Raw genomic sequence first — 13,022 nt, forward strand, 5'->3', positions numbered from 1 at the left:
GATTGGTTTAATTTGATTATTCTTGTTTTTTGATAGAAAAGTTGGCATCGGAAACCAATCTTCCTATTAAGATTACAGGGTACAAAACTCCGGTAAGAACTTCGATTTGAACTAAAGAACGTGCCAAAGGATGCAATGGCACTATTTCGCCAAAACCTGTCGAAGTAATACTGACATAACTGAAATACATAAAACTGGCCTGATCGCTATTAATTTCAAATTGAGATTTAGCGATGTTAAAAGAACCTTCGATATGTCTAAAAAGAAATAAATACAGCGTACACCAAAGCTGCACCAGCAACATATAAACTACAACCGAACCTATAATGCGATAAGTTGTTACGGGTCCGGGCTCTAAAACCTTTCGCAGAACCAGCATAATTAAAAGCCCCATGACTGCTATTGTCAAAAAGAGGTCAGCAAATAAAATAATGATGTTTCTCTTAAAATAATCGATCCACTGAATGATGACGAACAAAATGGGAATGATCGAAATAATAAAGGCCTGCTTTTTGTGCTTTGAAAGCGAAAAAATTCCAGCAAACAAAAACAACATCCAAAAAATATTAAGTCCGATCATAAAATGCGGATAGCTTCCAAAAAATGGAATGGCAATAAAATGCATAATGCATAGCAAAATCAGCATACCGCCGAGTCCGCTTTCCTTTTGCCATAAGCCATATAAAAACCTTTCTTTTCTTACTGTCATCATAATTTTTTGTTACTATTTTTATGTAATAATTTAAATTGGTATGGGCTCTACTTCTACTTTTCCTATTGGTCTTCGCCAAAGTTTAAAGAGAAGAATTATAAAAATGGGCAAAAAACATATTGCCGACATAACGAGATAAACGTCTTTATAGGCTAATAACATTGAAGCTTGCGAGGTTTGGTTTGAAAGGCTTTTTTCGGCTTTTTTTTGTGCTTCGGCATCCGATAATCCCATGTATAAAAAATTCTTTTTATAGCTTTCCAATTGATTTTCTGCCATTTTATTGACTTCAGACAATTGCTGGCTCAAACCTGTTTTATGCTGCACATTCATATTCGAAATAAAAGTTCCTAAAACAGCACCGCCTAATAATGACGCAAAAATAGCCTGTGCGATAATTCCGCTCATCATTCTTGAAGTGCTCAATTGTGGCGGCACGCCTTCAGAAATATATAATAGAGAAACTGGAAATAGAAATCCCATTCCTAAACCTTTAAAAACGAGAGGAATAAAAAAATCTGAAGAATCAATTCCGGGATAAAATCTAAAAAATAGAATAATATGATAGAATCCATAACAGGCAAAACCCATAATCCAAATTGTTGCTAAATAGATTCGTTTGTACAAAAGATAAGTCGAAAGCGGAATCGAAATACATAACCCAAACAATATTGCCAAATGGGTTAATGCATTAAGCACCGAATCAAAACCCAAAACATTTGTCATGTAGCCTGTTACAACGCTTCCCGTTCCGTTTATTATTCCGATATAAAACATCAAAAAAGCACCTATAACTACATTTTTGAATTTATAAACATCCGGATTAATAATCGGATCGTTAGTAAAACGAACATGCAACAGATAAATTCCAGCCATTATAAATAAAAGGCCTAATGCTAATACAATTTTAGAGTCATTAAGCCAATTTCTGGTTTGTCCTTCGGCACATAGAAAAAGAATAATCAGAAAAAATAAAAGCATGATAATCCAGCCGCGCCAATCAAATTGAAAGGCCGTTTTCATTGGAGAAACATCGGCTTTATAAAAATACCAAGCCAATAAAATACAGATCAAAAAGTTGACATTTAAAAAGTAAATTCCGAAAGTCCAATTGTGGAAACTAGTAAAATGAGCACCAAAATATTGATAAAGATGCTGGCTTCCTTTTTGAATAAACTGAAATATTCCGTACAGCAAAGCCATATTAAAAGCAGGATTATATTTTATTAAAATAGGCACCATTGAAGCAAATATTCCAATCACAGAAACAATCGCCAAAAGCGACCTAAAAAAGACAAACCATTCGATACTTTGCACAAATAATAAAGCCGAATTAAAAATCAACGACAAAAAACCAGCAGATAAAATCATGGTGCGAACTTTTATCTGTTTTCCTAATTTTAATCCCAAAGGCATAAAACCAAGCATCACAAAAATTGGAATATAAACCGAATACGTAAATACAGTAGTGGAAGCTCCAAAATGGCCCATAACTTGAGAATTATCGTAAGTGGTCACGTTGAGACCATTAAAAAAAGGAATTGTAAGGATGTATAATCCTATGAGAGTAAAAACGCTTCCTTTTTTTCCTGCAAACATCTTTTATTTTTTTACGTCAACGGTTACATTCATTCCTGGTCTTACGTCCTGCAACTCTTTTGCTGGTGTTTCAAATTCAATTTTAACTGGAATTCTTTGCGTGATTTTTACAAAATTTCCTGTTGAATTGTCCGGTTCTACCATTGAAAATTTTGCGCCTGTTGCCGGAGAAAATCCAACTACTTTTCCTTTAAACTCTTTTCCGTCGAGAGCATCGATTGTAATGGTAACTTCTTGCCCGCTTTTGATTTTTTCAATTTGGGTTTCTTTGAAATTGGCCGAAATCCATAATTTTTGATTGAGAACAATTGTTGCCACGGTCTGATTGGTATTAATTAATTCACCAATTGATAAATTGCGTTCACCAACAAATCCATCACTTGGCGCAATAATATTTGTATAGGATAATTGTAGTTTTGCGGCCGCTAAATCTGCTTTTTTACGTGCAACGGTTGCTCTTGCTGCTTCAAGATTAATAGTACTTTGTTTCGTTACCGAAGTGCTTGCTTCAAGATTTTTTTGACCGGCTTTTACATAGGCTTCCTCCGATTTTAATTTTGAAATTACCTGATCGTATTGATTTCTTGTCACGGCCGAATCGGCATACATATTTTTGAAACGCTGATAATCTTTCTGTGCTTTTTCGAGACTTGCCATATCGCCTGCCAGTTTTTCTTTTCCGGAAGCCTGATTGGATGCTGATGTGGTAATATTTTGTTCCAATGAATGAAGATTACCTTCGGCTATGGCCAAATCTGCTTCGGCCTGCATGACTTTTATCACATATTCTGAATCATCTAAAACGACCAGTGTATCTCCTTTATGAACCCATTGATTGGCTTCAAATCTGATTTCTTTAATATGTCCTGTCGCTCTTGCAGCAACACTGTTGATATAAGCTTCGACCTGAGCATTATTGGTCGTTTCATAAGTACTGAAGTCAAAAAACAAACTCAAAATCCACAAACCGCCTGCTATCAAAAAAGCAAAAGACAGGACAGTCAAAACGGTATTTCTCCTTTTATCTTTCTGAATGTTTTCACTTTGTGCATTTGCTTCGCTCATACTATTTTATATTAAAGTTTTCCCATTGCATATTGCAGCGAATAATATTGAATGATTAAATCTAAATTGGCATTAACCAATGAAATTCTGGAATTGTTTAACTGTAATTCGGCATCGACTATTTCGCTGATTAACGCAAAATCATTGTCATACCGGCTTTTTACAATTTTATAATTGCTCATTGAAAGCTCAACATCTTTCTTATACGTTTTAATGTTTTCCTTGCTTTCTGCATATCTGACGTAAGCATTCTTAACCTCCGTACTGATTTGATCTTTTGTGACCTGAAGTGCAATATTACTTTTGTCAATTTCCAAACGATCACCTGAAATACGATGTTTTAAATTGTAAAAACTCGAAACATCCCAATTCAATGAAACGCCAGCTGCCCAGTAATTCAGAATATTTACGTAATTCGGCCATTGTGCGGGATATTCCGTATTCAGGATAAGATTGGCATTTATATTAGGCATAAAACCACTTTTGGTCAAACTCAATGAAGATTCAGATAATTTGATTTTTACTTCGGCGCGTTTTATTTCTTCTCTATTTTGAAAAGCTTCTGCCAAGCTTTCCTGCAGATTTATATTTTCAGTTGGAAGCATGCTTTCCGCAACTACTGGTTTCAGGATTGTATTCGTTGGAAAACCAATTAAAATATCCAGATAATTGCTAATCAATTCAATTGTATTGGTGCTTCTAAAAACCGAAACTTTAAAATTAGACTGCTGCAATTCGGTTCTCAAAAGATCACTTTTTATGTTTTGACCATTATCCACACGCGATTTCAATTGTCTAATTCGAAGATCTGTATTAATGATATTCTGTTTGGTTACTTCAATTTGTCGGTATAATTTTTCAAGTGTAAAATATTGCTCTGTAATTGCGTTTTTTACATCTGCTTCGGTCATTTTAACAGCTGACAGTTGCATTTGGCTTAAAAGCTCCTGCTGGTCAATTCGCTTATTAATGGCGCTTCCGGCGTAAATGGGCAATGATGAAATAATATTGGCGAAAGCCTGATGATTATAGTAATCTACCGAAATATTGCTCTCATAAAAACCTTTATAAATTTTAGGATCGCCAATGTAAGTGTATCCTCCGTTTACACCTATGCGCGGCATTTTTGCCATTTTTGCCTGATCGACATTTTCATTGGCTATGGCTAAATCTGTATTAGCAATTTTGAGCTGACGGTTATTCTGAATTCCTAATGCTATTGCTTCATCAAGCTTAATTATTTTTGCATTTTCAAGACTATCCTGCTGTGCAAAAATCAAATTGAAACAGCAAAATGCCAAAGTCAGAAACTTTAACTTTAAGTCTATTGATTGCCAATACCTCATCGAATTTTATGCATTTAATTTGATTTTTGGGAATTGTTCTAAACCTTCAGAAGCCAACATTACTCGTTGATAATTTTAACTTTTTTAGGATTATTTTAAGAATTAAATTTAGAGAATTCTTGAACGCTAAATTCTAATAACTTGTTCCATTTTATAAAATGGAACATCTTAAATACTTCGTAAGTTTCATGGAAAATAAATTGGTTTTAAATTAGATGTCAAGCAATTAGCCGTAACGACCTCATTTCTGAAATCACATGCAAAAATCTTTGTTTAGTATAATTCTTTCACTCTTCTTTGCCTATTCCCAATCACAGGAAAAAGTTGCTGACTCTTTAATAACAAAGGCTAAAAACAAAAACATTGACTTTAATATTATGCCTTATATCAGTTATAACAGAACTTTGGATTTTATGTTTGGCGCAATTCCGATGATGATGTATAAAACGGATAAAGCCGACACCATTTCGCCAAAATCGCTTTCTGGTTTAACCGCTATTTACACAACAAACAAATCCTATTTTGTATGCTCTTTCAACAAATGGCATTTCAATGAAGACAAATGGCGTGCTCAACTTTTTGCTATGACCGGAAATCAAAATTCACAATTTTTCATGGATGATTTTGATACTTCTACTTTTTATGATTATAGCACTAAAACAACTTTAGTAAGTTTGAGTGTACTGCGAAAAATCTTCAAATCATTTTATGGCGGAATAGGTTATTCGTATGCCCATTATGACACCACTTATCAAGATGATATTCAACCTGCCTCCACCACTCATACCAATGGTTTACAAATGATTATGCTCTACGATACCCGAGATGCAATTTATTATCCAACCAAAGGAAACAAAATAAGAGCAAGATGGATCACTTATCCTGAATGGTTTGGAAATGAAGTCAATGCTAATAAAATTATCTCTGAATATAATTCCTATTTTTCTGTACGCAATAAAACAGATGTAATTGCAGCGCGTTTTGCCGGCAAATTCGGATTGGGAAATATTTCTTTTGAACAGCAGGTCACAATTGGTAATGATGATATCAGAGGCTATTCTGAAGGAAAATATCGTGGAGACGGACTAATGGCCATACAAGGTGAATACCGATACAATTTTCATAAAAGAATGGGCGTTGTTGGTTTTGCCGGAGTCGCAACAATTTACGGATCTGATACACCAAGTTTTGACTGGAAATTATATCCCGGCGCTGGCGTGGGTTACCGATACAGAGCATTCAAAAATGAAAAATTCAACGTGGGGCTTGATGGCGCGGTAGGAAAAGGTGATTGGGGAATTTATTTCAGAATTGGAGAGGCTTTCTAAAAAAACTCAAAATCAATGTGCCCCATTTTCGTAAACCACAACACAAACCGAAACAAAAAAACCAATTACTGTATAAACCCCAGCCGATTTATGTCCGTGTTCATACGCTTCGGGAATCATTGAATTTGCGAGCATCATCAAGATAGCACCACCTGCAAAAGCCTGAATAAAGGAAAGCCATTCATTTGAGGCATCGCCAAAAAATGCATATCCGGCCAAAGAAGCCAAAGCGCACAGAACCGTAATAAATATCCAAAGTGAGATAATTTTTAATTTGCTCCAATTTCCTTTTTTCATTCCTGATGAACCAGCGATAGCTTCAGGCAGATTCGAGATAAAAACAGCAACAAGCATTGCCAGACTTCCTGTCTGATGTTTGAAAAAACCTAAACCTATGATTATTGATTCCGGAATTCCATCGAGAATAATAGCCAAAACCATTGGAACAATTAAATTTGATTCTTTTGCTGCGCCAAGTTGCAAACGGTTTTTAGCTCCAAAATGGCCTATAAGCCTATCTGCTCCATAAAACAACAGCGCTCCGCCAAAAAAACCAAAAGCAGGATAATGGCTGCCTCTTCCTAATTTAACTGCTTCAAAAATCAATTCATAAGAAATAGCCGAAATCAAAGTTCCGGCTCCAAAACCCATAATTTTTCCAATAAGACGATTACTTAAATTAAACCGAATTGCAATAATCCCTCCCAGAATTAAAGAAGATGTCGCTAATAAACCAAGTAAAAAAGCCTGCACCATAGTAATTGCTTAAAATTCAAGTTTTATGATTTTAAAAAGACAGCTTCATAGGTTTTATTTTAAACCCCAATATATAATAAAACCTACTCTGCCATCATTAACTAAACCAATTATAAAAAAAACGAAACAATGATTAAAGTGCTATAAGGGGCAATAAACTAATTTTTTTTATCTAAATAATGAATTTAAAATATAGCTCAAAAATTGAGTATTGGTATGTTCTTTATTCTTAATATTCTAAAAATATTTTTTGAAGTTCATCTAGTTTTCGAGGCTTCAGCAAAGCCACTGTCAATAAAATTCTGGCCTTTTGTGGATTTAATCCATAAGAAGCTATTAATCCTAATTCATCATCATTGCATTCTACGTTTCGTCCTACTATACCAGTTGCTACGCGTGTGCTTCGTACCACTATAATTCCTTTTTTACTGGCTCTGGCACAGGCATCAAGAGATGCTTTATTCATATTTCCATTTCCAACTCCGGCAATTACAATTCCTTTGGCTCCTTTTTCAATCGAAGCATCGATTAAATCTGGTTTCATATCTGCATCAGCATAAATTATATCTACTCGTGGAAAAGAAGTTACGCCTTTTACATCAAATTCTGAAGCTTTTCCAAATTTTTGATCAGGATAATGGTAGAAATCATTTACTCCATATGCAGTTGTTCCTATAAGTCCGCGTATAGGTGACATAAAAGTCTGAACAGCTGTAGTGCTCACTTTTGTCAATGATTGTGCAGAATGTATCCAGTCGTTCATTACCAAAAGCACACCATGCCCTTTTGCCTGAGGATCAGCTGCTACTGCAATTCCGTTATATAAATTCAATGGTCCGTCTGCGCTAATAGCTGTTGAAGGACGCATTGAACCTACAAGAACTACTGGTTTATCTGTTTTTACAACTAGATTTAAAAAATAGGCCGTTTCTTCCATAGTATCTGTTCCGTGTGTAATTACGAAACCATCTACATCTTTGCTCGGAGCCAATTCATTAATTCTATTTGCTAATTTCAGCATGATTTCAAATGACATATCCTGAGAGCCAACATTGGCAATCTGCTCTCCTTTTATATCTGCCAATTTCAGTGCATCTGGAACCGCATTTACCATTGCATCAATAGTAACCTGACCCGACGTATATCCTGATTGTACGCCGCTTTTAGCTGCTCCGGCAATTGTACCTCCGGTTGCCAAAATAAGAACTTTAGGCTTTGCCTGTCCAAACATGCTGATACTTAGTGACAACATCACCAAAAGAAGCATTCCTTTATAAAAATTTATATTTGATTTCATGTTTTTTACTTTTAAGTTGATGTTATTTTTGACCTGTTAAGCTTGCAGGATCCAAAAGTTTTTTGATTTGATCTTCTGTCAGCAATTTCTTTTCGCGAATAAGCTCCAGAATTCCTTTATTTGTAGCAAGTGCTTCTTTGGCTAGTTCAGTAGTTTTTTCATATCCCAATACCGGATTCAGCGCCGTAACAATACCTACACTTCTTTCCATGTAATGATTCAGAACGTCTTTATTTACCGTTATGCCATCGATACAATTTTTTCTGAATAAGGGGAAAGATTTAAAAAACAATCCTTGTGATTCCATCATTGCAATAGCTTCAATTGGTTCATATGCATTTAACTGCAATAAACCAGAATGCGCTGCGAGAGTCACTGTAAGATCATTTCCCATTACTTTAAAACAAAGCTGATTCATAAGTTCCGGCATTACTGGATTTACTTTTCCTGGCATAATTGAAGATCCCGGCTGAAGCGCAGGCAAATTGATCTCAAAAATACCTGTACGAGGTCCGGAAGTTAGAATAATAAGATCACTACTAATTTTGGACACCGCAACCGCCATACTTTTTAGTGCCGAGGAATACAGCACAAATCCTTGTTGACTGGTTGTCGCAGCAATAAGATCTTTACTCATTACAATTGGTTTTCCTGTGATTTTTGCCAAATGTGTTGCAACCTTTTCCGCATAACCTGGCGAAGCTGTAATTCCTGTACCAATCGCAGTTGCTCCCATATTTTGCTCACATAAAAAAACTTCGACTTTGCGCAAGGTATTCACTTCAGCATCCAGCTGATTTCCAAAAGCGTGAAACTCCTGTCCAACAGTCATTGGAACAGCATCCTGTCCTTCTGTACGTCCCATTTTTAAGACATCCTTGAATTCGTCTCCTTTTTTATGAAAAGCCTGAGCAAGCAAATCTGCTTCTTTTACAAGTTTATCATTATGAAGCAATAATGCCACTTTTATCGCTGTTGGGTAAACATCATTTGTAGATTGTCCCATATTTAAATCATCATGAGGTTCTATATATTGATATTCTCCTTTTTTATGACCACTCATTTCTAAAGCGATATTGGCAAGAACTTCGTTCACATTCATATTTGCTGACGTACCCGCTCCTCCTTGATACAAATCAACAAGAAACTGATCATGGTATTTTCCGTCTATAACAGCCTGACATGCTTTTTCGATCGCGGCAAGTCGATCTTTTTTCAGTCGGCCAACATCCGCATTCGCTCTGGCGGCTGCTAATTTTACCATTGCAAAAGCTCTAACATAGTCAGGGTAAAATTGTGTTGTCATTCCGCTGATCTGGAAGTTTTCCAGCGCACGAGCCGTTTGAACTCCGTAATAAGCATTTGCGGGAATTTGTTTATCGCCCAAAAGATCTTTTTCAGTTCGGGTTTGAGCTTGTAGGGAGGTAATACAAAGACCGCACAGTAGTATGTATTGTATTTTTTTATACATGGTTTCTATTTTTTTTTTTAATGGGAACATTCAACAGTTATTAACTATTGATTTTTCCTATAGAATGTTTCTGAGAAATTGTATTTAAACGAAAATTGCACTTTTGTAATCGAAGTACTCCATCCATCTCTAAAATTATCACGGTCACCCCATTGAAACTCCCCCCCAACCAAGCAGTTTTTTGCCGGAGAATAAAGCACATTTGCTACAATGTATTGCCCTTTTTTGAAGGCATCATTAGTCATTGCATCAGAGTTGTCAATATCAATCATTGAATAGCCTACTGAACTTGTAAATTTATCATTCCAGGAATGATCGAGAAAAGCAACTATTCCAAGCAAAGGAAGTGCAACACCTTTTATAGGTTTTGCCGTATTACCAAAATTATTTTCAATTCCGACATCAACCGGAGCATCATTCATGTAGTTCTGAATACCTTCTCCATAAACAACCTGTCCTCTGAAAACATCATTTTTACCAAATTTGACATTTGTACTCAGGTTTAATCCCCAGCCAACTGCATCTCCAGATAAATCATATTGATCATTGTTTTGATCTTTCCACTCTATCTTTCTTAAAATTCCAGCTAATTCAAGATAGCCCCAATTGAATGCATGGCGATATTCTGCTGATAAGTCTGGAAATGGAAATCTTGCACGCACGCCCTGAAGTTCGATACGATCATCATAAATTCCCTGATCAGCACTTGCTCCAGGTCTTTCTAATGCAATGGTTAAACGAGTGTCGCCTTGAATTGGCATATAACGAATTTGGATGTTTCGGAAAAAGACCATTCCTGTTGGACCCCAATATTCCAATGTGTTAGGAAATACGTCGATATCCATGAAAGGGCTCCAGGTTTGTCCAGCTCCAAACTTTCCTAATTCGGCGTAAGCGTGGCGCAAACGAAAAGTGGTTTGCCCCGCATCAACTCCGGTCCCGAACAATTCAAATTCAAAATGAGTTTTTAATTCTCCAATTCCGGTATCAAAATAATTTTTTATACCGAATCTGGTCTGACGTACAGATGCGTAGTAACTTCCATCAACGCCATATTCATCTTTGTAAGAGGGTAATTTCGTAGGTCTTACTACATCATACCAATCAGATTGAATCTGATTAAAATTATAGCCAACATCAGTCATGATAAATCCATAGATTTCCATGCTTTTTTTAGCACCATCGTCCTGACCATGTATGAGGTTTATGATCAGAAGACAAATTAAAATGGTCAGATGCCTAATCTTAACCAGATTTAAAAACTTTTTTTTCATAATGATTATAGTTTAAAATTGTTTGTTTAATAATGAACTAAAACTTGTCTCTTATGGGGTAAAAGTCTGGCTTATATTTCTAGGAACTAGGCATTTAAAAAAGGATTTGCAACAGAATTGTTATGAATCGGAGTTTACAAAATTTCTTTTATTTCATGTAGTAGTCAATTTCAAAAACAGCAACTAATACATTAATTTACAAATAATTGCGTTTTTAATTTTATCTTAAATAAAGCATAAAATTACGAAGTAAATTCACATAAGAATATATTATTTTGTTTCATTTTATAACTTGAAACATCTTGAAAAGTATTCTTTTTTTTAGAAACACACACTGCAAAGCACTGCAAATACTGGTAATTTTAAAAAATAGACGAAAAATAGGACTGTAACTTTAAAAACACACCTTAAACAATAGTTAAAGACAGCGATTGATTTTACGTCTTTCATTCAAAAAAAAACTCATTTCTAATGAAATGAGTTTTTACAACTTACTAATTAAATAAACGAAACAAATTTCTATAAATTCTTATTTTTTATCCCAACCATTTCTTATCAAATAAATTAAGATTTCTTCTTCTAATTCTTTCGCTAAATTTTCGGCTTCTAGTTTGTGCTGAAAGTATTTTTCAAATTTTTTCTTGTACTTCTCTGTTTTAAGTATATTGGAACAATAGTCATCGCAGATCGTTTTAAAATTATCGTCTATCAAATACAAGACCTTTAAAGATTCTAAGTATTCTGAAAATTTTAAATTATATAATTCTTTGGGAACAGACATACTATACAATTTATAAAATTAAATGAATTTTGATTGTACTAAAGCCTTTGAAAACCAACTTTCTGCATTAGAAACTAAAAAACTGTATTTCAACATTATGTGCTCTTATCAAAGTATAAAGTTAAGAAGCATTAAAATTTAAAATATATTTTTCTAGCGCAAGTCTGTTCCATATTATAAAATGAAACCTAAAGTTTTTTAACAGCTTAAAATGCATCATTTCTGTTAAAAGGAACTTTTAGTGTAAAAATTTAACAATCGTAAGCTGGTAGCTGTTTTTCAGTACATAATCAAATGTCTATTTATGATAATTGAATGCCATTATTATATTTTGGTCTTAAAATATATTTTTTAGAATTGTACGAATTACTTTTATCCATTATTTCATTTAAAAAAGCAAAATGCAATAATGATTTTCAAAATCTTAAAAATTAATCTTCCTTCTCTACTCATCAAAGAAAAAAAGACGAATAATATCACTGTTGATACCATTCGTCTTTCTTTTATTCAGCAATTTAATTTATTACCAGCCTTTTACTGCACCGCCTTTAAATTCGCGTTCAGCTGCCTTTTCAACTTCCGGAGATTGAAAAGCCTGTAAAAATTGTTTTACTTTCTCCTCATTTTTATTGTCTTCACGACTAACCACCAAATTCACATAAGGTGATTCTTTATCTTCAACAAATAAAGCATCACGTGAAGGAACCAATCCTGCCTGAGAAGCAAACGTATTGTTTATAATCGCAATTGAAACATTTGCATCATCTAAAGCTCTTGGTAATTGTGGTGCTTCTAATTCTAAAATTTTCAAGTTTTTAGGATTACTTATAATGTCTGTTACTTTTGGCAATAAACCTACACCATCTTTCAACTTCAACAAACCATTTTTCTGCAAAAGCAATAATGAACGTCCTCCGTTTGTCGGATCATTCGGAATAATAATCGTGCTTTCGTTTTTTAATTCTGAAAGGTTTTTTATTTTTTTCGAATAAGCCGCAATTGGATAAACAAAAGTTTTCCCGATGATGGCCAATTTATAACCACGTTGTTTAGACTGTTCGTCCATGTATGGCTTATGTTGAAAAGCATTCGCATCGATATCACCTTGGCTTAAAGCTTCATTTGGAATTACATAATCATTAAAAGAAACCAATTCCACTTCTAATCCAAATTTTTCTTTTGCTACTTTTTTAGCAGCTTCCGCCACTTTTAATTCTGGTCCGGCAGCAACTCCAACCTTAATAAAATGTGGATCATTCTTTTTATCATTTCCACAATTTGATAAAACAAGCGACAAAGCCAAAACTCCAGCCGTTCTTAAAATATTTAATTTATTTTTCATTTCTATATTAATTTTTAATGTTCTGTTTCAAGTTTCAAGTTCTAACTCGTA

The 13,022-nt window shown here is 34.5% G+C and carries 11 protein-coding genes; 1 reads left to right on the forward strand and 10 read right to left on the reverse strand.

The features are described 5' to 3' along the window. Positions 1–16: 16 nt before the first annotated feature. Genes ACWA1B_RS05820 through ACWA1B_RS05835 form a run of 4 tightly spaced genes read right to left on the reverse strand, consistent with a single transcriptional unit; the run spans position 17 to position 4,722 of the window. Complete coding sequence (locus tag ACWA1B_RS05820; protein ID WP_456904984.1) at positions 17–712, reverse strand: ion channel; 696 nt, start codon at positions 710–712, stop codon at positions 17–19. 30 nt (positions 713–742) lie between these two features. Continuing rightward, positions 743–2,311, reverse strand: a complete 1,569-nt coding sequence (locus ACWA1B_RS05825) for an efflux MFS transporter permease (RefSeq protein ID WP_456904986.1) — start codon at positions 2,309–2,311, stop codon at positions 743–745. Between the two features lie 3 nt (positions 2,312–2,314). Beyond that, positions 2,315–3,376 (reverse strand): HlyD family secretion protein, encoded by a 1,062-nt coding sequence (locus tag ACWA1B_RS05830; RefSeq protein ID WP_456904988.1) that lies wholly within the window; start codon positions 3,374–3,376, stop codon positions 2,315–2,317. 11 nt (positions 3,377–3,387) lie between these two features. Then, the gene (locus tag ACWA1B_RS05835) at positions 3,388–4,722 is read right to left on the reverse strand and encodes a TolC family protein (RefSeq protein WP_456904990.1); all 1,335 of its coding nucleotides are present in this window, start codon (positions 4,720–4,722) and stop codon (positions 3,388–3,390) included. 377 nt (positions 4,723–5,099) lie between these two features. Here ACWA1B_RS05835 and ACWA1B_RS05840 point away from each other — a divergent pair, with 377 nt between their 5' ends. After that, positions 5,100–6,050, forward strand: a complete 951-nt coding sequence (locus ACWA1B_RS05840) for a BamA/TamA family outer membrane protein (RefSeq protein WP_456904992.1) — start codon at positions 5,100–5,102, stop codon at positions 6,048–6,050. Positions 6,051–6,062: 12 nt separating this feature from the next. Here ACWA1B_RS05840 and ACWA1B_RS05845 read toward each other — a convergent pair whose 3' ends face one another. The 6 genes from ACWA1B_RS05845 to metQ form a co-directional block, all read right to left on the reverse strand. Then, entirely contained in the window at positions 6,063–6,806 is a 744-nt protein-coding gene (locus ACWA1B_RS05845; protein ID WP_456904994.1) for a ZIP family metal transporter, read from the reverse strand. Positions 6,807–7,035: 229 nt separating this feature from the next. Further along, positions 7,036–8,103 (reverse strand): type II asparaginase, encoded by a 1,068-nt coding sequence (locus tag ACWA1B_RS05850; RefSeq protein WP_456904996.1) that lies wholly within the window; start codon positions 8,101–8,103, stop codon positions 7,036–7,038. Between the two features lie 22 nt (positions 8,104–8,125). After that, on the reverse strand, positions 8,126–9,574 hold the full coding sequence (locus tag ACWA1B_RS05855) for an aspartate ammonia-lyase (RefSeq protein WP_456904997.1): 1,449 nt from the start codon (positions 9,572–9,574) through the stop codon (positions 8,126–8,128). Positions 9,575–9,618: 44 nt separating this feature from the next. Beyond that, complete coding sequence (locus ACWA1B_RS05860) at positions 9,619–10,848, reverse strand: DcaP family trimeric outer membrane transporter (protein WP_456904999.1); 1,230 nt, start codon at positions 10,846–10,848, stop codon at positions 9,619–9,621. Between the two features lie 529 nt (positions 10,849–11,377). Beyond that, positions 11,378–11,629: a hypothetical protein gene (locus ACWA1B_RS05865; RefSeq protein WP_456905001.1), complete on the reverse strand. Its 252-nt coding sequence runs from the start codon at positions 11,627–11,629 to the stop codon at positions 11,378–11,380. Between the two features lie 523 nt (positions 11,630–12,152). Then, entirely contained in the window at positions 12,153–12,971 is an 819-nt protein-coding gene (gene metQ, locus ACWA1B_RS05870) for a methionine ABC transporter substrate-binding lipoprotein MetQ (protein WP_456905003.1), read from the reverse strand. Positions 12,972–13,022 lie beyond the last annotated feature (51 nt).

This window comes from Flavobacterium xizangense, from assembly GCF_054075145.1.